Source organism: Pseudidiomarina terrestris (genome assembly GCF_030466375.1).
GTDB classification, from domain to species: Bacteria; Pseudomonadota; Gammaproteobacteria; order Enterobacterales; family Alteromonadaceae; genus Pseudidiomarina; species Pseudidiomarina terrestris.
In genome coordinates, this window is the sequence record NZ_JAGGJE010000001.1 from 905,547 (window position 1) to 925,273 (window position 19,727).

The following is a 19,727-nucleotide window of genomic DNA, read 5'->3' on the forward strand; positions in this document are numbered from 1 at the left end:
ACGCGAATGCAGGCAGTGTTAGAAAAACTTTTTCAAATAAAAGCGCAGGGAAGTTCGGTAAAAGCTGAGGTGATCGGCGGTATCACCACTTTCCTGACCATGGCCTACATCATTTTCGTCAACCCATCGATTCTCAGTCAGGCGGGCATGGATTATGGCGCGGTTTTTGTCGCTACCTGTCTGGCAGCAGCAATGGGTTGTTTGATCATGGGGTTATGGGCGAACTACCCGGTTGCACTTGCGCCTGGAATGGGCTTGAATGCGTTTTTCACTTACAGTGTTGTGCTCGGCATGGGCTATGAGTGGCAGGCGGCATTAGGGGCCGTGTTCTTTTCAGGTATTCTGTTTTTCGTGTTGTCGGCACTAAAGATCCGCGCCTGGATCATCAATTCAATTCCGGTGACGCTGCGGCTTGCAATAGCCGCGGGCATTGGCGCCTTTCTGGCGCTCATCGGTCTGCAAAACGCCAATATCATTGTCGGGCATGATGCCACTCTGGTGACTTTAGGTGACCTACATCAAATTCCGGTGCTATTGGCTGGCCTAGGATTTTTCTTAATCATCGGCTTAGTTGCCCGCAAAGTTCAGGGCGCAGCACTGATCAGTATTTTGTTTATCACCCTGTTGGGTTGGCTGTTGGGCGATGTTACCTATCAGGGGATTGTCGCAATGCCGCCGAGTCTGGCGCCGACCTTTATGCAACTTGATATTGCCGGGGCCTTTGATGTAGCGATGCTAAGCGTTATTTTCGCGTTTTTATTCGTTGACTTGTTCGATACCTCGGGCACCCTGATGGCTGTCGCGCAGCGGGCGGGGATGACTGATGCGAAGGGAAATCTACCCCGCTTAGAGAAAGCGTTGATGGCGGATAGCACTGCCTCTGTTGCAGGTTCTATGCTGGGTACCTCAACGACTACGAGTTATATTGAGTCAGCATCAGGTGTCGCCTCCGGTGGTAAAACAGGACTGACCGCCGTTATTGTCGGCGTGTTGTTCATATTAGCTATCTTTTTTGCCCCGCTGGCGGGCATGGTGCCAGCCTACGCTACGGCTGGCGCAATTATTTATGTATCGGTGTTAATGTTATTTACGTTACGCTCGGTAGACTGGGACGATGTCACCGAGGCCGCACCTGTTGCGGTGGTATTGTTAATGACACCTTTGACGTATTCAATTGCTGACGGTATCGCGTTAGGCTTTATTAGTTATGTGGTGGTGAAAGCCCTGGGCGGGCGTTACCACGATCTTAACTGGAGCGTCGCTATACTGGCTGCTTTATTCATCGCAAAATTTATCTGGTTGGGGTAATTCATCATGGGATGGCATGAAAATCGCGAATTTTTCGTATCTTGGGAAGAACTGCATCGCGCGACTAAAGAGCTCGCGCGTCGACAATTGCCAGCCGAGCAATGGCAGGGTGTCATCGCAGTCAGTCGCGGTGGCTTGGTACCTGCGGCAATCGTCGCGCGGGAATTGAATCTGCGGGTGGTCGAAAGCGTTTGTGTGAGCTCGTACGATCATGACAGCCAGCGCGATAGCGTGACCCTGTTAAAAGACGTCAGTTGCACCGAAGACGGCGAAGGCTTCTTGGTCATCGATGACCTGGTCGATACCGGCAATACCCTGAAATTTTTGCGTCAACGCTTACCCAAAGCTAAATTCATCACCGTGTATGCGAAGCCAGCTGGTATGGACTTAGTCGATGATTATGTCGCCGATCTCGAGCAGGAAACCTGGATCCACTTCCCGTGGGACATGCACCTACACTACGTCGAGCCGCTGGCCGGGCAGGAAAGTTAATTAAGTAGCCCATTGATTATCTGTCACTAATTAAGAGATTTAACGCCCGCTGTTGCGGGCTTTTTTTTATCTGATCTTTGTGCATTGCAGCTGCAGGCGATTAATTCTGAGGTTTCTAATTTTGAGTCATTATTTTTGCTTTCGTAGGTTATAGTATTTAGCGACTTTGAATTACTGACAGCATAGACACATGGGATTATTTAAAAGGATTAATATGGCGCAGTACAAAAATTGGCTAATCTTTCTGGTTATCGGGCTAAGCTCATCTTCTGTGTTCTCTCAGGAGACATACATATTTCAACACAGCCACGCAGCGGAAGAAGCTCCTGAAACTTCGAATGAATTGGATGCTGATGTGTTTGTGGGGTGCATTGATTACACTATTACGTACTTAGCAGTGCCTACTGATAATATTGAGCAAAGAGAAAAGGCCGAGTTTGCTATAGCTGAGCTCCTAAAGTCTAATGGCGCTCATCGAACGGACTGTTTTAATGCAAATGGTGATTGGCTTCACATCTATAAAAACGGAGAGCAGGTCGATAGAATTTGGTATTTTTCTGACACCAATGAGGAATATACATTCTTTAAGAATGGCGTGCTTAAATTCTTTGTAACCGATACAGCTGAGCCTGAAGGCTTTTCGGAACTTGGAATTGAACAAACAGTAAAAACAAAGCAGAAAAGAAGTATCTTGGGATATGACACGGTTAAGTATACCGCGACGAAAGAATCAGGAACTGTTGAAAATTACTGGGTAAGTAAGGATTTGGTGAGGAACCCTGCATCATACAAAAAGAACAAATTTGCCTATACAGATCAACTTCATGATGTTCTTAAAGGCGTTCCTCTTTATCATGAAAAAACAGTAGCCAACTTCGTGACGACTACTCGAGAAGCCAAAGCAATACGAGAAGGAGAGCCTGGTGTTGAACTCTTCAGGCTACCAGCGGTAGATGTATATCACTGGTAGTTGATAGCGGATATAGCATATAGGCAATCAATGGCGATTCACAGTGCCAAAATAAATCCTGCTGAGAGATGGTATGAAAAATATAGATGTTTCTGGTGGAGATTCACATAAAGCGAAGAAAAGACGAGCTATTATTGCATTTGGTAGTCTTTTAATCGCTAGTTTGGTTATTTATTTTATCGGCACTTTAGTTGTAAATTTTTATGGGTTCGAGCTTCAAACAAAGATTCGAGATGTTGATCTTTCAAAGGTTTTATTAGTATTTATAACGATGCTTCCAATAGTTGGATTAGTAGTATGGGGAACCCTAGCCATAATAAACCGAATATTTAGGTGGTTAAATATCTAGCTGATATCAATAAAAAATAGCACGCAGCTGCAGTAGTAGATCAAACCCGTACATTATTTAGCAACCTCTAAATTAAGTGCTGCTGGCCGATGAGCGCGGCAGCATCATCGCCGAGATGACAAGCTCCGGTGCCCTGCTGCAAGCGCATCAGTACGATGCCTACGGCAACCCGAAGCACAGCAGCGATGCACGCTTTCGTTTTACCGGACAAATCCTCATCCCCGGCACCGAGCTGTACTACTACAAAGCACGGGTTTACCATCCGCGGCTGGGCCGGTTTATGCAAACCGACCCCATCGGCTACAAAGATGGCATGAACTGGTACGCTTATGTTGGAAATGATCCGGTTAATAAGGCAGACCCAACTGGTAAATGGGGCGTTTTGGGAGCTGTGTATGGTGCTATATCTGGTGCAGTCGGCGGTTTTGTATCGTCTGGTGATGGAATCAAAAATAAAATCGTAGGAACTCTATCCGGAGCTGTGGCGGGTGGGGCTGTTGGATTTATTGCTCCGCAAACATCTCATTTAGCAGGCATGGCAGTTGCCGGCATGACGGCAAGTGCAGCAGGTCAAACACTAGGCTCCACGACAACAGCAGCGATGGATAAGGGCATTGAGAATATAAGTCTTGATGATGTAATAATTGATGCTGCTACTGTAGTTGCAGGGGGTGTGGGAGCTGGAGCTGGAGGCGTTGTTGCCAAAGGAGTTGCGAACTTGACTATGAAACCCGTTGTCGGTCAAACCCTGAGTCGAGCGGGTGCGCCTACTGTTGGTGGAACAACAGCCGGTGCAGTCGTGGAAGGGGCGATAATAGGCGGAGCCGAAAAAGCTGCTCCGATTATTGAGGGTAAAATTAAAGGTTTAATGAAATGACGCTGTATTTAATTTTAATTGCTGGGTATATGTTGGTATGCATTGCCGCAGTTCGAGCTTATTTTTATTGTCAAAATAAATTGAAAAGCTACAAGGACTCACTTCCATTAACCCTTTTAAGCTACATGTTTTTCTTTGTATTTATCTTGATAGAAATACCTTTTGCTATTTTCTTTCCAGCATGGTTAAGCGAGAGATTTTCAGTGATAGAGCGAACATCAAATAATACTATGTTGTTACTTTTATTCGGTGTGTTTACGTTGGCTTTTTCAATATGGCAAGGTCGTTCAGCCCACTGTAATCTCCCCAGAAAACCGGAATAGTTATTAGGTACGCGTACTCGGCAGCACCATCACCACGTTCAACTACGACGGCATGGGCCGGGTGCTTGATTTCGATCACCAGGGATTCAACGACAGCAGTTACAGCTATAATCCGGCCAGTCAGTTGCAGAGCAAAACGGTCAGCAACGCGGATTATCAAATTCAGGTGCCGACGCTAAGCACTGAATTTTACAGCGTGAATAACCTCAACCAGTATACGCAAGTTACGGTCGATGGCCTGCCAGAGTACGCGAACTACACCAGTGCGGGCAATCTTGCTGGTTTTGACGGTTGGAGCTATGTTTACGATGCCCATAATCGCCTGGTGGCAGCGAACGGTCCTGACGATACGATAGCGCTTAGCTACGATGCCACGGGTCGCTTAACGCGCACAGTACACAATGGCGAAGTCATTGATTATCTGTACGACGGCGATGAGCTGGTGGCGGAGTACAGCAGCTCAGGCACGCTGTTGCGACGCTTTATTCATGGCCTTGGCAACGATGACCCGGTCATTCGCTACGAAGGTGCTGGCGTAAACGCCCGCCGTTATCTGCTGGCCGATGAGCGTGGCAGCATCATCGCCGAGATGACCGGCAATGGCGGCCTGCTGCAAGCGCATCAGTACGATGCCTACGGCAACCCAAAGAACAGCAGCGATGCACGCTTTCGTTTTACCGGGCAAATCCTCATCCCCGGCACCGAGCTGTACTACTACAAAGCACGGGTTTACCATCCGCGTCTGGGCCGGTTTATGCAAACCGACCCCATCGGCTACAAAGATGGCATGAACTGGTATGCTTATGTGGGCAATGACCCGCTGAATGCAACGGATCCGACGGGTGAAGCAAAATTAAAAGTAGGCGTTGAGGCTACACTAGTCGTTATTGGCGGAGCAAGAATTGGAGCAAGCATTTCCGTAGACTTTGACAATGGAGATATTTCAACAGAGATATATGGAGGCCCAAGACTAGGGGTTGAGGCGGGGTTGGGTGTCCCATTGTCTGTTGAAGAAAGTTCAACGGCAATTGATGAGGTTATTAAAACAGCAAGCAGCACTACTGTTGATGTTAGCGCAGGACTTGGGCCCATATCGACCTCGAAAGACCTTTTGGATGATACTGGCGATATTAGTTCAGCAAGTAACGGTTTTGAGGGCGGGTTTGATGACCTTGTGGGAGGCGAATTGGAGCCTCAGATCGGTTTACAGCTTAGGGGTGGAATAAGTACGGGTCCCTCATTTAAAGGAACCGCCACTTTTAGTCCGACTAACGCTTATGAAAAAGTGAAACGGTTTTTTAAAGATTAAAGGTATTAAACGCAATGAGTCTCCAAAGCAGGTATTTAAATTATTTTATAAGAATAACAGGCGGTGATTTTGTTTGGGGCGGCTTTAGATACGAAACGATTCAGTTTCTGGTTATTGGATACACGATGTTAGCCGTGGGGCCAGCCGTATTGGGTGCATTTGTAGCTAAGTATTGGCTTCCATTTATGTGGTCCCCTGCGTTCCTTTTCTTAGGAGGGTTTGGATTTTTAGGACTATTCTCTAAGAAATGTAGGCGGCGATTTCTAAAACGAAATGTTAAGGCTGACGACAGTAAGTATGCGTTTTACATTACAGCTTTAACTGGGATAGGTGGCGTTATAGTCATATGGATTTAGCTTGCAAAAGAATCGTTAAAAAGATGGGGCTCAATATCGTGTATCCACTAAGATGGCCTGCCGGAGTACGCGAGCTACACCAGTGCCGGGAACCTGGCCGGCTTTGATGGGTGGAGTTATGTTTACGATGCCCATAATCGCCTGGTGGCAGCGAACGGTCCTGACGATACGGTAGCGCTTAGCTACGATGCCACCGGTCGCTTAACGCGCACAGTACACAATGGCGAAGTCATTGATTATCTGTACGACGGTGATGAGCTGGTGGCGGAGTATCACAGCAACGGCACGCTGTTACGGCGCTTTATTCATGGCCTTGGTAACGATGACCCGGTCATTCGTTACGAAGGTGCTGGCGTAAATGCCCGCCGTTATCTGCTGACCGATGAGCGCGGCAGCATCATCGCCGAGATGACCGCCAATGGCGGCCTGCTGCAAGCGCATCAGTACGATGCCTACGGCAACCCGAAGCACAGCAGCGATGCACGCTTTCGTTTTACCGGACAAATTCTCATCCCCGGCACCGAGCTGTACTACTACAAAGCACGGGTTTACCATCCGCGTCTGGGCCGGTTTATGCAAACCGACCCCATCGGCTACAAAGATGGCATGAACTGGTATGCTTATGTGGGGAATGACCCGCTGAATGCGACGGATCCGGGCGGGAGTATTAGGCGTCCACTATTTCGACTCCTTAAGAACCCTTGGTGGTCAGTTAAGCAAGGGTATCGAGATGCAAAAAGATTCCTGCGAGATAATGGGATCATCGCTCCAACTCCCACACCTGCTACAAATAGTGATCTAAATGACTCTGACGTGCCAGAAACTTGGAGCAGTGGTTCAAGATCAGAGCCCAAGGATTTAGAAGAGCAGCTTACCTTAGAAGAAGGCAAAGGAGGCGCGGGTATGGATTGGAAAGGCAAGCTTGGTGACCCTAAATATCACCCTGAAACGGGTACAAAGGACAAAAAGACGCATCATCATAAACATGGTGATGGCACATCTACAGAAGTTCATTATGATATTGATAGGGCGACAGGTGAGCGAGAGGATCTCAAAATTAAAGATGACACGAATGCTCGTAGCAGAGGTAACAAATGATAGTAAAGTATTGTGGAAAATCGGACAGCGATGTCGCCTTATCTAAAGGTAAGCATTATATTTGCTACGCTGTTAAGTTCTACCCAAATGAAAACGATTGCTATTGTGTCATCGATGAATCGGGAATCGTCTATCCTAAGGATTATGATGCAGATTTATTTGCGGTAACCGATGCTCGCGTGTCACGTTACTGGGAATTAGGGGTGTCCTCAAATAATAAGGGTGAAAAAGCGCCCTGTTTAGCTTTCGATGTTTGGGCTCACGATGTTTTGTTTCACGGAAGGATGTTTGAAGGAGACAGAGAAGCCTTAAACCTATTTTTCGCCCATAAAACCATGATGGAAGAAGAGTTTGCCACGCCGGAAATAAAAAACGCAGCAGTTGCCTTGAATCGCGGCTTCTGGGTAAGTGATCCGCAATACGATGAGGCGTGGGAAGCGAATCCAATGAATGAGCTAACAAGGTGCCCCAGCACCAAAGAGCTTTTCGTCAATCCGATTTATACGGGACGATTGAGCTTTTCAGAAAATCGGTAATCGATTCACTCTTAGGTCACTAAGCACCGGCTGCTTGATTTCGAGTAGTTGTACGACGGTGATGAGCCGGTGAAGGCACTACTGAAAAAAATAAGGAAAGAGAATGAGTAAAGCTGCAACCATTTTGGCAATGTTGATGGTGTATTTGAGTGCTGATGTTTGTGCTAATGACTCTTTCGAAGGCGTTATCGAATACAAGATCCAAAGCAAAGCGTTAATACCGGAAATACCACAAGAACTTCTGGATTCAACCTATGGTAACTCGCAAACAATTTACTACGGAAAGGGTGGTCATTTCAGGATAGAAACTAACAGCACTGTCGGTAACTGGGAAATTTACCGAGCGGACGAAAACAAACAATATATTAAGACGAAACCTAACGCTGAAATAGAAGTTTTTGATGCATCAGAGGAAAAACGGGTCTTAAAGCATTTGACGGTTAAGGACGCGGAACTCAAAGTTCTCGGGCGCAATACGAAGTTAATTGAGATAGCTTATGAAGATGGAAGTATTTCAAGGTATTGGGAAATTGCCAAGTCACCTTATCTTCAGCATGAGCGAATTCACGACACTTGGAAGGTCACCTACACCTCCGTTAATATTGTTGAAAAAGAAATTTCTGACGAATTGTTTCAGCCGCAATAAGCTGCATCGAAGAGGGTATTCAAGATTCTATGTCAGCTACGACGACATGATCCGGTTGCTTGATTGCGACTACCAGGGGATTTAACGACCGCAGTTACAGCTATAATCCGGCCAGTCAGTTGCAGAGCAAAACGGTCAGCAACGCGGATTATCAAATTCAGGTGCCGACGCTTAGCACTGAATTTTACAGCGTGAATAACCTCAACCAGTATACGCAAGTTACGGTCGATGGCCTGCCAGAGTACGCGAACTACACCAGTGCGGGCAATCTGGCTGGTTTTGATGGGTGGAGTTATGTTTACGATGCCCATAATCGCCTGGTGGCAGCGAACGGCCCTGACGATACGGTAGCGCTTAGCTACGATGCTACCGGTCGCTTATCGCGCACGGTACACAACGGCGAAAGCATCGATTATCTGTACGACGGCGACGAGCTGGTGGCGGAGTACAGCAGCTCAGGCACGCTGTTACGCCGCTTTATTCATGGACTTGGCAACGATGACCCGGTCATTCGTTATGAAGGTGCTGGGGTGAATGCCCGCCGTTATCTGCTGGCCGATGAGCGTGGCAGCATCATCGCCGAGATGACAAGCTCCGGTGCCCTGCTGCAAGCGCATCAGTACGATGCCTACGGCAATCCGAAGCACAGCAGCGATGCACGCTTTCGTTTTACCGGGCAAATCCTCATCCCCGGCACCGAGCTGTACTACTACAAAGCACGGGTTTACCATCCGCGACTGGGCCGGTTTATGCAAACCGACCCCATCGGCTACAAAGATGGCATGAACTGGTATGCTTATGTGGGGAATGACCCGCTGAATGCGACCGACCCGAGCGGGAAATGGATTGTTCATGCGGTAGCTTTTGCAGTGGGAGCCGCAATTAGTGGCTACCAAACATATAATAGTAGCGGAGGGGACATTGGAGCGACTTTGAAATCTGGTTTTATAGGTGGGAGTAGTGCTGCGCTATCTTTATCTCCAGCGGGAATTGCTCGGAATATGATGAAATCATTCGTTGTCGGCACCGCCGCTGACGCCACTTCTCAAGTTGTTGTTGAAGGAAAGGGCATATCCGATATAGATGTTGTTGAAAGCCTCGAAGCAGGTGCCGTGGCTTCTGGTTCAACCGGGGTAGGTTCTGGTGTTGCAAAACTCACCCCTGTCAAGAATATGCCATCAGTCAAAGAGCCGAGCGTTGCTCCGGGACGGACTCAAAGAATGACAGAACACCCGGGGACAATTGCTAGTGATAAAGCTAAACAAGGTGTTATTGGCGTAGTCGTCGGTGGGGCAGCCGGTGGAACGCAATCGGTAACTGAGGAGAAGTTGCGTGAAAATTAAAAAGAAGGAGTTAAATCGGCGAATAAACGCTCTGATAGCAATCGCTTTTGTAGTTTTCATTATAGCGGCTAAACTCCTCCTGCCTCACGAGGAAGAGTTGAAGGAGTTTGGTGCACTTGGAGCAACTGCATTAGTTGTTTTTCTAAGTCTTATTTCCTATGCATTTGAAGTTCTGTTATATAACTTGATTAGCAACTTTAAAAGGAATGAAGACTGACAAATCTTAATATATTAATAACCCGGTAGTATTCAGAATTCTATGCCAGCTACGACGGCATGGGCCGGGTGCTTGATTTCGACCATCAGGGATTCAACGACAGCAGTTACAGCTATAATCCGGCCAGTCAGTTGCAGAGCAAAACGGTCAGCAACGCGGATTATCAAATTCAGGTGCCGACGCTTAGCACTGAATTTTACAGCGTGAATAACCTCAACCAGTATACGCAAGTTACGGTCGATGGCCTGCCAGAGTACGCGAACTACACCAGTGCGGGCAATCTGGCTGGTTTTGATGGGTGGAGTTATGTTTACGATGCCCATAATCGCCTGGTGGCAGCGAACGGCCCTGACGATACGGTAGCGCTTAGCTACGATGCTACGGGTCGCTTAACGCGCACAGTACACAACGGCGAAGTCATCGATTATCTGTACGACGGCGATGAGCTGGTGGCGGAGTATCACAGCAACGGCACGCTGTTACGCCGCTTTATTCATGGACTTGGCAACGATGACCCGGTCATTCGTTATGAAGGTGCTGGGGTCAACGCCCGCCGTTATCTGCTGGCCGATGAGCGTGGCAGCACCATCGCCGAAATGACAAGCTCCGGTGCCCTGCTGCAAGCGCATCAGTACGATGCCTACGGCAACCCGAAGCACAGCAGCGACGCACGCTTTCGTTTTACCGGACAAATCCTCATCCCCGGCACCGAGCTGTACTACTACAAAGCACGGGTTTACCATCCACGGCTGGGGCGGTTTATGCAAACCGACCCCATCGGCTACAAAGATGGCATGAACTGGTATGCTTATGTGGGGAATGACCCAATCAATTTGCTTGATCCGACTGGTATGTATCTCGAGTCATTATGGGATGCTGCCAGCCTAAGTGTGGGTCTAAGTTCCCTAGCTAAAAATATATCTGCAGGTAATTGGGGAGCCGCGGGGCTGGATGCCCTCGGTGTAATTGCCGACGGTGCGGCGTTAGCTCTTCCAGTTATACCAGGTGGCGCAAGTATGGCAATTACCGGAGCAAGGCAGGGAGCAGATTTTATTGTTTCCCCTAGCGGTACGGCGATGCCAACAAACCAGGACTTTAATTTGGTTGATACTCAAACGCCTACAAATAAAGGAGGTGACTGGATGCAAATTCACAATACGCATACTGACGCAAAAGTAGATACAACACCACATACGCATTCGCCAAAAGTTCACAATCAAAACACAACTCGTGAAATATCAGTCACATCTGGAGCCGATTTAGACAAGGCTGATGAAGCATTGAAGAGTGGAGAAATGAGATTGCGAGCGAATAGACAAGACAAAGGAGGAAACCAGTGACCCAGTTCTGCATGGTGAAAAGTGACGAATGTCCTTCTGAAATGCATGGAGTTGTTTTTAACAAGATAGAACAGGACGTTTTTTCTAAGGCTAAAAAACAAATCGCTAAGGGAAGCCAAGTATGGAACATTTTTTATAAAGGTAAGAATGTCGATACATTGTGCTGTGAGGCTCAAAAGCAACTCAATGGGAACCACGAATTTCAAGAAACTGAACTTTATGGGCTAGTGACAAAGCTAGCTTCAATGAATCTGGAATATTGGTTTTGGTATGGTGATGATTTTCTCGATCTTGAAGATTTTTCAAGTATCGGCCTACTTTTAAAGGAAATAGAAAGATCGGTTGTTGAACCACAGTGCGAAGTTTATTTTCATTGGGTTCCTCCAAGTAAATTATCTTGACCAAAGGACGATTATTTTGTTGTATCCTGAATTCAGATAATAAACGCAAGACTCTTGTGAAGAGATAGGTCGAAGGAAGGTCAGCTACGACGACATGGGCCGCGTGCTTGATTTCGACCATCAGGGATTCAACTACAGCAGTTACAGCTATAATCCGGGCAGTCAGTTGCAGCGAGCGGTCCTGACGATACGGTCACCCTTAGCTACGATGCTACCGGTCGCTTAACGCGCACGGTACACAACGGCGAAGTCATTGATTATCTGTACGACGGTGATGAACTGGTGGCGGAGTACAGCAGCTCAGGCACGCTGTTGCGGCGCTTTATTCATGGCCTTGGTAACGATGACCCGGTCATTCGTTATGAAGGTGCTGGCGTAAACGCCCGCCGTTATCTGCTGGCCGATGAGCGCGGCAGCATCATCGCCGAAATGACAAGCTCCGGTGCCCTGCTGCAAGCGCATCAGTACGATGCCTACGGCAACCCGAAGCACAGCAGCGACGCACGCTTTCGTTTTACCGGGCAGATCCTCATTCCCGGCACCGAGCTGTACTACTACAAAGCACGGGTTTACCATCCACGGCTGGGCCGGTTTATGCAAACCGACCCCATCGGCTACAAAGATGGCATGAACTGGTATGCTTATGTCGGGAATGACCCGGTTAATAAGGCAGACCCAACTGGAAATGAAGCAATCATTACCACTACCAAAAATGGCGATATTCGGATTGAAATACCCGTAGAATTTAGTGGCGATGGTGCAACCGCCGCTAATATTTCTAAAATCAGCAAAGCGATTTCTGACACTTGGTCAGGTAGTTATGAGATTGATGGTAAAGATACTCAGGTGTCAGTTGAGGTGACAGAACCTAGCTCAGTTGGTCCAACGAATAACATTACATTGACCGATGGGCCTACATCAGATGTTTATTCAGATGGAAATTCATTTGTGGATGGCTCAAATAAAGGCGAATGGAGAACCGACGGTCATAATATCTCAGATGGAACCACGGCGCATGAAGCTGGTCATTTAATGGGTCTTGATGACAAATATATAGGTGGGACGCCTCTTCCTGGTCACCAAAATAATATTATGGGAAACAAATCTGGGACTCCAGATAGTCGTAATATTCAGAATATTATAAAAAGTAAAGTGAACTACCACAGACAGCAATGACTCTCTTAGAGGAAGCTAAATTATGAATCGGTTAGTTTTTATTTTGTTTCTTTTCTCATTTAGTATTATTGGAATTAAACCGGCTTCGTCAAAGGAATATACATATTGCAATGTATTCTTGGCTAATTTGTGCTTTGGTATTAAAGACGGTGATTCATACTCCGCACGAGCGGAGGTAGATTTTACTATGTACACTATAACTCTAAGAAATGGTGATTCAATTCAAATATATGAAGGACGTCACCCAAAGCTCTTTGACTATAGAAGTGCTTATATATCAAAAATATCAGTCAACGGCTATTCGGTTTCTGCTATAAAAACTACTCCATTTCAACAACGTATCCTTGTAGAACCAATCACAAAGCGAATTCCTAAGTCGGATATATTTGTAAAAATGCATGCTAAGGACTCGAGTATTACTCGGGATTTTCTGACAAATTTTAGGAGTTGTTTTAGAACTAAACTAGAAGTGGAATGTAAAGAGGAACCTTTATTGAATAAGTTAGAGTTGTAGGTTTGTGGGAGAGGTCAGCCCCAGTCGCTGGAATGTCCAACGCTGGGGGGCGCTTCAATTTTGCTCGGATGTTTTATGTTGATATGACAGCGATTAGTCGTGCAAAGCCTTTTGGAGGGTCTGCAAAGCTTCGGCAATAGCGACTTTCGTTTTCTCGCCGCTACGGCGGTTTTTGTATTCGACAGCTTGCTCGTCAAGATTGCGCTCGCCAATCACGATTTGATGCGGTATTCCGATCAATTCCATGTCGGCAAACATGACGCCCGGACGCTCTTTGCGATCATCAAATAACACGTCGATTCCGGCGGTTTTCAGCTCAGCATAGAGTTGCTCTGCTGTCTCTTGTACGCGCACGGATTTGTGCATATTCATTGGCACGATAGCGACCTGGAAAGGCGCTAAGGCGTCAGGCCAGGTGATGCCAAATTTGTCGTGGTTCTGCTCGATAGCAGAGGCGACAATACGGGAAACGCCAATACCATAGCAGCCCATGGTTAACATCTCGTGTTTACCGGTGTCGGTCAGCACACCCACTTTCATCGCTTCTGAATACTTGGTGCCCAATTGGAAAATATGGCCGACTTCAATTCCCCGCTTAATTTGCAGGGTACCCTGACCACACGGGCTTGGATCGCCTTCTACCACGTTCCGTAAATCAGCGACTGCTGGCAATGCGACGTCACGCTCCCAGTTGATACCGAAGAAATGATAGCCATCTTCGTTGGCGCCTGCGGCAAAATCTGCCATGACCGAAACGCTGCGATCAATAACCAGCTCCAGTGGCAGATCCACAGGACCTAAAGAGCCTGGCCCTGCGCCTATTGCTGCGCGAATTTCTTCTTCGCTTGCGAAAACTAAAGGACTTGCAACTTGTGGCAATTTCGCCGCTTTAATTTCGTTCAGATTGTGGTCACCGCGGATCATCAGAGCCACCAGCTGGCCTTCTTCACCGCCATGCACAATCAGGGTTTTTACAGTTTGGGTAACCGGCAGTTTGAATTGCTCGGTTAAAGCATCGATGGTTTTAGCGTTAGGTGTGGCGATTTTTTCCATCTCAGCTTGTCCAGCAGGGCGTTCTTGCGCCGGTGCAACAGCTTCGGCTAACTCAACGTTTGCGGCGTAATCAGAGCTGTCAGAGAAAGCAATGTCATCTTCGCCAGACTCAGCCAGAACGTGGAATTCGTGGGAGGAGCTACCACCAATAGAACCGGTGTCGGCAATCACCGGACGGAAGTCTAATCCGAGGCGTTCAAAAATACGACAGTAGGCTTTATGCATAGCGTCATAGGTTTCTTGCAAGCTGGCCTGATCCAGGTGGAAAGAGTAGGCATCTTTCATAATAAACTCGCGCGCACGCATGACACCAAAGCGCGGGCGGATCTCATCGCGGAACTTCGTCTGGATTTGGAACAAGTTCAGCGGCAACTGCTTGTAGCTGTTAATTTCTTTACGGACTAATTCTGAGATAACTTCTTCATGGGTCGGACCAAGCACGAAATCACGTTGGTTACGGTCATGCAAACGCAGTAGCTCCGGGCCATAGTCTTCCCAGCGCCCTGACTCTTCCCATAAATCTGCCGGCTGCACCATTGGCATCAGGACTTCTAAGGCACCCGCATTTTCCATTTCTTCCCGAACCACAGCTTCGACTTTGCGTAACACCCGCAATCCGGTTGGCGTCCAGGTATACAATCCCGCCGCAACTTTCCGGATCATACCCGCGCGCAGCATGAGTTGATGGCTGATGACTTCTGCATCAGCGGGCGTTTCTTTCAAAGTACCTAATAAATAATGACTGGTACGCATGATTCCCGATAGTCCTTGTGCGAATGAATAGATAGAGTGAAATTCTATCAGCAGCAGCACCTAGTCAAAAGGCTTTACTGATGTTTATCACGTGATTTTCGTTATTTTCGACCTGCCACTGCACATTGAGATCATACAGACGGACACCGTAGACCTTATCTGTTGCTTTTTGCTGGTGGTAAGCGGGTCGCGGATCTTGTTGTAGCACCTGGGTGATCAGTTGCTCGAGCTGTGGATAGCTGTCGGCAAGCTGTTCGATACTGCACTTTGCTGCGCTGGAAAACCGGACATTCATCGCCGCAGCAGGTGCATGTTGCGCAAAGCCTGCTTGCGCCTCAGGTAAGGCATCGGCGTAGGGCACGTAAGGTTTGATGTCGATAACCGGTGTTCCCTGCACCCAATCACCGCCTTCAACATGCAAGAGTGTCTGCTGATGCTGTTGTTCAATGCCGAGCAGCTTGACCACCGACATGCCGATGCCATTGGGTCGGAAGGTCGAGCGCGTGGCAAACACGCCGATCTTCTGATTGCCACCAAGTCGCGGCGGGCGCACCAGCGGTTGCCAGCCTTGAGCGAGGTTCTGGTGGAACAGGAATAACACCCAGATATGACTAAAACCGTCGAGCCCGCGGGTGGTTTCCGGCACTGCGTAGTCACCGTTAAGCACGATGGTCGCGGTGGCCGCAGTAACCAGGCCTGGCTGACGGGGCACCGCAAACTTTTCCGTGTAGGGCGAGCGAATCTCGCCGATGGGTTCGAGTGAGTAGGTCATGGCTCTGCTTGCTTGGTCTGATTGGCGAATTTCAACATAAAATTGCGGAATTGGCGAACTTAGAATTGCTTGCGGTGGCCGCTGTTGTTTGTAAGTTGCTAATAAATAACAAAAACCTAGTTTTGGCACGTTATCTGCATATACATCTTCATAGTTTCAATAGACGACTTGAACGACCGATTAATAATTAACTAAGAAATGTGGGAGATTTAACATGACACGTCAACAAACGGTTTGGTTTTCAGCTTTATTTTTAATTGCCTCAGTAACGGCATTAAGTTTACCACTGGCGAGTGTAGCGAATGCACATGAAAAGAAAATTGAAGCTTCTTACAGTGTTTCTGACGCGACGGAACTCAGTATTGAGTTCGGTGTGGGTACCGTAAAGTTTGAACGTAGTAGCGGTTCAGATTTAGAAGTGGAACTCACTATTGAAGAAACCGACGGTAAGTTTTTTGGTGAAGCGGAGCTGGAGCGGGCGGAGTTGGTCGCCGAACAAAAAGGCACGAGGCTCGATTTACGGGTGCCTGAACAGGAAAATATCAAAATCGACTGGGTCATCCGCTTACCACAGATCGCCTCGGTCGAACTGGATCTTGGCGTCGGGGAAATAAGTGGCACGCTCGATGCTGCAGATATGAACCTTGATTTGGGTGTGGGCGAAGTTGATCTGGTTTTGGTTGGCGCGATCGCGGATGTTAAAACAGACGTAGGTATCGGTGAAGTTAAGATCGCCGGCGGCGACAGCACTTCGAACGAGCGCCACTTTATCAGCGCGTCAGGAAAAGCTCGCGGGCAAGGGGATGCCCGTGTGAATATTGATGTTGGTATCGGTGAAATACGGGTTGAAATTCAATAACGGCAGTACCGTACCCCGCTGCAATAAAAAAGGCGCCTGCAGGCGCCTTTTTGCTATTTATAGCAGTTACCAGAGAACCACTATTAATTATCAATTAACGTCGTTACGTAATCGGCTTCAAAGACTCTACCTTCAAAGAGATCAGTGTCGATGTGACCGGTGACGCTGACCACATCGTTCAGTCCGACCTGCTGATAACCTTCGTCATCAATAGGATTGTAGGCCATCTCGTCGACTTCTACGGTCACCATGCGCTGGCCAGTGTTGAGCTGGAATTCGCCGGCCATGGCATCAACCTCTGCGACTGTGCCGCGCAGAGTTGTTTCAGAAATAACTAATGGTACCGTGAAGGTATAGACTCGCTCTTCTTCATCGATGCTACTTGCATAAAAGTAAGTGCCGATGGATTCGACATAAACGCTACTTGCTTCGATGGTTGTGGTTTCGAAGAAGTCGTCATCAATGAGACCTGAGACAGTGACGTTATCATCGGGTAACAGTTTGTAGGCATCGGCATCGCGGTCACCATCATCCATTTCTACAGTGACAGTGCCATCACCATAATCGAGTACAAAGCTATCCGCTGAAACAGATTGCACGGTACCACTAATTTGAATCCAGGTATCGTCAGGTTGCAGATAAGGGCTTTGGCTCAATGCAGGTGCTGTAAGTAATAAACTTGAGGCAATTGTTGCCCACTTAAAGGTATTCATAGATAGTCCTCCTTGTTATCCACGCAGAGTTAAATAAATATGAACCAGCTTTAAAAGCGTAGGAAAGATGAGGCTATTTTTCAAACTATTAAGTTTTCAGGTGGCGGGGATACAAGCGAACGCATAAGAATAAAGCCCCAGCAAACGCTGAGGCTTTTTTAATACCAATAATGGCTATTGCGGTTATTTAATTAAGTACTTATCTAAATTATCACCTTGGGCTAAAGCATCTTTCAGCGCATTTGGCATACGGCCCTGGCCGGTCCAGGTGACCCGTTCGCCGTTGGCACCGATAATGGCATATTTCGGTGGCTTGGGCGCACGTTTTTGTTTTTTCTTTGCGCTTGGTAAAGGGCCATCAACCAGATCATTGAGACCTATACCGGCATCGTCCATGGCTTTGCGTAATTCCTGTATTTTACGTTGCTTTTCAGCTTCTTGTTGCTTTAGCTCCGCTTCCTCTTCACGGCGATCCTCAATGACTTTAGCCAATTTTTTTTCTACAGATTCTAATTCAGCGATAGATAATTCCTTTACAGCAGCTTTCAGACGACGTCCGTGTGTCAGAATATCTAAAAAGTCACTCATGATGTTTTCCAGTTATTTATTGAAGAAGGTTTATTAAATCGAAAATAATAGCAGACGGCAATCTTAATTTGCCGTCTGCAATAGCTTACATATTTGGGTAATTAGGACCTCCTGTCCCTTCTGGCGTTACCCAAGTTATATTTTGGCTCGGATCTTTAATATCGCAAGTTTTACAGTGAATACAGTTCTGAGCGTTTATTTTAAATACGGCCTTACCTTCTTCCTCAACCACTTCATAAACGCCTGCCGGACAATAGCGTTGAGCGGGTTCAGCGTATTCGGGGAGATTCACGTCAAGAGGAATATCAGCGTCTTCTAATTTCAAATGACAGGGCTGATCTTCGGCATGGTTGGTATTAGATAAATACACCGACGATAACCGGTCAAACGTTAATTTGTTATCAGGCTTGGGATAATCAATAGGCTCGTAACTGACAGCCTTTCCGGTGCATTTATAATCTGCCGTTTCGTCTTTGATGGTGAACGGTAATTTACCGCCGAACCAGTTCTGGTCAAGGGTGTTATAAGCGCCGCCCAACCAGGTCCCGAATTTATGTACCGCAGGGCCAAAGTTCCGCGACCGGTACAGTTCCTCATAGAGCCAGGATGCTTTGAAATGTTCGGTGAACTGCGTCAGTTCGGTCTGCGATTCCCCGGCAGACAGTGCTTCAAACAGGGACTCAGCGGCTAACATACCGGATTTCATTGCGGTGTGGTTGCCTTTGATTTTGGCAAAATTCAGCGTGCCGGCATTACAGCCGACTAAGACGCCGCCAGGCATGGTCATTTTCGGTAGTGAATAGAAGCCACCTTTGGTGATTGCCCGTGCCCCATAGGTCACGCGTTTACCTTTGCTAAGTACTTTGGCGATTTCCGGATGGGTTTTAAAGCGCTGGAACTCCTGAAACGGATTCAGGTAAGGGTTGGCGTAATTCAAGTCCACAATCAGCCCCACGTACACCTGGCCGTCTTCGGCGTGATACAGGTAGCCACCGCCGGTGGCATCTTTGCTGAGCGGCCAGCCAGTACTGTGTACCACCATGCCTTCATCGTGCTGCTCTGCAGGAACATCCCAGATCTCTTTGAAACCGATCGCGTAATGCTGCGGCGAGGCGTCTTCGGCAAGGTTAAACTCGGCTTGTAAGCGTTTGCCCAAATGCCCGCGACAGCCTTCGGCAAAGACGGTGTACTTAGCGCGCAGCTCCATACCTGGCTCATAGCCATCTTTTTTCTCACCTTGCGCGTCGATGCCCATGTCCCCGGTGATAACACCGGCCACTTTACCATCTTCAATGATGACATCGGCCGCCGGGAAGCCAGGGAAAATCTCAACACCCATGCCCTCGGCCTGCTCGGCCAGCCAACGGCTTAAGTTACCGATACTGGTAATATAGTTGCCTTTATTGTGAAAGGTTTTGGGAACCATGAAGTTGGGCAGGCGGGTCGCCGACTCAGCATTCTTAAAGTAAAAGATCTGATCGTCTTTTACGGCTGTGTTTAGTGGCGCGCCGAGGGTTTTCCAGTCAGGGAATAATTCATCCAGAGCGCGAGTCTCGAACACGGCACCGGAAAGGATATGGGCACCGACCTCTGAACCTTTCTCAACGACACAGATCATAAGTTCCTGGTCTTGTTCCTGGGCTAACTGTGCCAGTCGGCATGCGGTGGCCAGGCCTGCTGGACCCGCGCCGACAATCACGACATCAAATTCCATACTTTCGCGTTGCATAATGG

Annotated in this window: 19 protein-coding genes and 1 pseudogene; 15 read left to right on the forward strand and 5 right to left on the reverse strand. The window is 47.8% G+C overall.

The genetic code is table 11. The features are described from left to right. Nucleotides 1-15: 15 nt before the first annotated feature. From J6J28_RS04395 to J6J28_RS04460, 14 genes and pseudogenes are all read left to right on the forward strand, one after another. Nucleotides 16-1,308, forward strand: coding sequence for an NCS2 family permease (locus tag J6J28_RS04395; RefSeq protein ID WP_301720796.1), 1,293 nt, complete (start codon nt 16-18; stop codon nt 1,306-1,308). A gap of 6 nt (nt 1,309-1,314) precedes the next feature. Then, entirely contained in the window at nt 1,315-1,800 is a 486-nt protein-coding gene (gene gpt, locus J6J28_RS04400) for a xanthine phosphoribosyltransferase (RefSeq protein ID WP_301720101.1), read from the forward strand. 190 nt (nt 1,801-1,990) lie between these two features. After that, a complete protein-coding gene (locus J6J28_RS04405; protein ID WP_301720102.1) occupies nt 1,991-2,770 on the forward strand; it encodes a hypothetical protein in 780 nt (259 codons plus the stop codon). Nucleotides 2,771-2,843: 73 nt separating this feature from the next. Continuing rightward, nucleotides 2,844-3,119: a hypothetical protein gene (locus J6J28_RS04410; RefSeq protein ID WP_301720103.1), complete on the forward strand. Its 276-nt coding sequence runs from the start codon at nt 2,844-2,846 to the stop codon at nt 3,117-3,119. 76 nt (nt 3,120-3,195) lie between these two features. Further along, a complete protein-coding gene (locus J6J28_RS04415; RefSeq protein WP_301720104.1) occupies nt 3,196-3,996 on the forward strand; it encodes an RHS repeat-associated core domain-containing protein in 801 nt (266 codons plus the stop codon). A 351-nt stretch (nt 3,997-4,347) separates the two neighbouring features. Next, nucleotides 4,348-5,628 carry an RHS repeat domain-containing protein gene (locus J6J28_RS04420; RefSeq protein ID WP_470383460.1) on the forward strand — a complete coding sequence of 427 codons (1,281 nt, stop codon included), beginning with the start codon at nt 4,348-4,350 and terminating at the stop codon, nt 5,626-5,628. A 413-nt stretch (nt 5,629-6,041) separates the two neighbouring features. Next, nucleotides 6,042-7,082, forward strand: a complete 1,041-nt coding sequence (locus J6J28_RS04425; RefSeq protein WP_470383461.1) for an RHS repeat-associated core domain-containing protein — start codon at nt 6,042-6,044, stop codon at nt 7,080-7,082. Beyond that, entirely contained in the window at nt 7,079-7,618 is a 540-nt protein-coding gene (locus J6J28_RS04430) for a hypothetical protein (RefSeq protein WP_301720107.1), read from the forward strand. Before J6J28_RS04425 ends, J6J28_RS04430 begins: the two co-directional genes overlap by 4 nt. Nucleotides 7,619-7,721: 103 nt before the next feature. Further along, nucleotides 7,722-8,264: a hypothetical protein gene (locus tag J6J28_RS04435; protein WP_301720108.1), complete on the forward strand. Its 543-nt coding sequence runs from the start codon at nt 7,722-7,724 to the stop codon at nt 8,262-8,264. 59 nt (nt 8,265-8,323) lie between these two features. Next, nucleotides 8,324-9,607 carry an RHS repeat-associated core domain-containing protein gene (locus tag J6J28_RS04440; protein ID WP_301720109.1) on the forward strand — a complete coding sequence of 428 codons (1,284 nt, stop codon included), beginning with the start codon at nt 8,324-8,326 and terminating at the stop codon, nt 9,605-9,607. Next, nucleotides 9,597-9,824, forward strand: coding sequence for a hypothetical protein (locus tag J6J28_RS04445; RefSeq protein ID WP_301720110.1), 228 nt, complete (start codon nt 9,597-9,599; stop codon nt 9,822-9,824). The genes J6J28_RS04440 and J6J28_RS04445 overlap by 11 nt, the downstream gene beginning before the upstream one ends. Before the next feature lie 59 nt (nt 9,825-9,883). Continuing rightward, nucleotides 9,884-11,164: an RHS repeat-associated core domain-containing protein gene (locus tag J6J28_RS04450; protein WP_301720111.1), complete on the forward strand. Its 1,281-nt coding sequence runs from the start codon at nt 9,884-9,886 to the stop codon at nt 11,162-11,164. Further along, the gene (locus J6J28_RS04455) at nt 11,161-11,565 is read left to right on the forward strand and encodes a hypothetical protein (protein ID WP_301720112.1); all 405 of its coding nucleotides are present in this window, start codon (nt 11,161-11,163) and stop codon (nt 11,563-11,565) included. The genes J6J28_RS04450 and J6J28_RS04455 overlap by 4 nt, the downstream gene beginning before the upstream one ends. Before the next feature lie 180 nt (nt 11,566-11,745). Then, nucleotides 11,746-12,741, forward strand: a pseudogene (locus tag J6J28_RS04460) (RHS repeat-associated core domain-containing protein); the annotation flags it as partial. Nucleotides 12,742-13,348: 607 nt separating this feature from the next. Here J6J28_RS04460 and J6J28_RS04465 read toward each other — a convergent pair. Both J6J28_RS04465 and tsaA read right to left on the reverse strand, forming a co-directional pair. Continuing rightward, nucleotides 13,349-15,061 carry a proline--tRNA ligase gene (locus J6J28_RS04465; RefSeq protein WP_301720114.1) on the reverse strand — a complete coding sequence of 571 codons (1,713 nt, stop codon included), beginning with the start codon at nt 15,059-15,061 and terminating at the stop codon, nt 13,349-13,351. Nucleotides 15,062-15,125: 64 nt separating this feature from the next. Next, entirely contained in the window at nt 15,126-15,833 is a 708-nt protein-coding gene (gene tsaA, locus J6J28_RS04470) for a tRNA (N6-threonylcarbamoyladenosine(37)-N6)-methyltransferase TrmO (protein WP_301720115.1), read from the reverse strand. 214 nt (nt 15,834-16,047) lie between these two features. Here tsaA and J6J28_RS04475 point away from each other — a divergent pair, with 214 nt between their 5' ends. Continuing rightward, nucleotides 16,048-16,692 (forward strand): hypothetical protein, encoded by a 645-nt coding sequence (locus J6J28_RS04475; RefSeq protein WP_301720116.1) that lies wholly within the window; start codon nt 16,048-16,050, stop codon nt 16,690-16,692. 83 nt (nt 16,693-16,775) lie between these two features. Here J6J28_RS04475 and J6J28_RS04480 read toward each other — a convergent pair whose 3' ends face one another. The 3 genes from J6J28_RS04480 to J6J28_RS04490 all read right to left on the reverse strand — a co-directional run bounded on the left by J6J28_RS04480 (nt 16,776) and on the right by J6J28_RS04490 (nt 19,722). After that, nucleotides 16,776-17,405, reverse strand: a complete 630-nt coding sequence (locus tag J6J28_RS04480; protein ID WP_301720117.1) for a hypothetical protein — start codon at nt 17,403-17,405, stop codon at nt 16,776-16,778. Between the two features lie 183 nt (nt 17,406-17,588). Continuing rightward, the gene (locus tag J6J28_RS04485; protein ID WP_301720118.1) at nt 17,589-17,993 is read right to left on the reverse strand and encodes an H-NS family histone-like protein; all 405 of its coding nucleotides are present in this window, start codon (nt 17,991-17,993) and stop codon (nt 17,589-17,591) included. A gap of 85 nt (nt 17,994-18,078) precedes the next feature. Then, nucleotides 18,079-19,722 carry an electron transfer flavoprotein-ubiquinone oxidoreductase gene (locus J6J28_RS04490; RefSeq protein ID WP_301720119.1) on the reverse strand — a complete coding sequence of 548 codons (1,644 nt, stop codon included), beginning with the start codon at nt 19,720-19,722 and terminating at the stop codon, nt 18,079-18,081. Between the last annotated feature and the right edge of the window lie 5 nt (nt 19,723-19,727).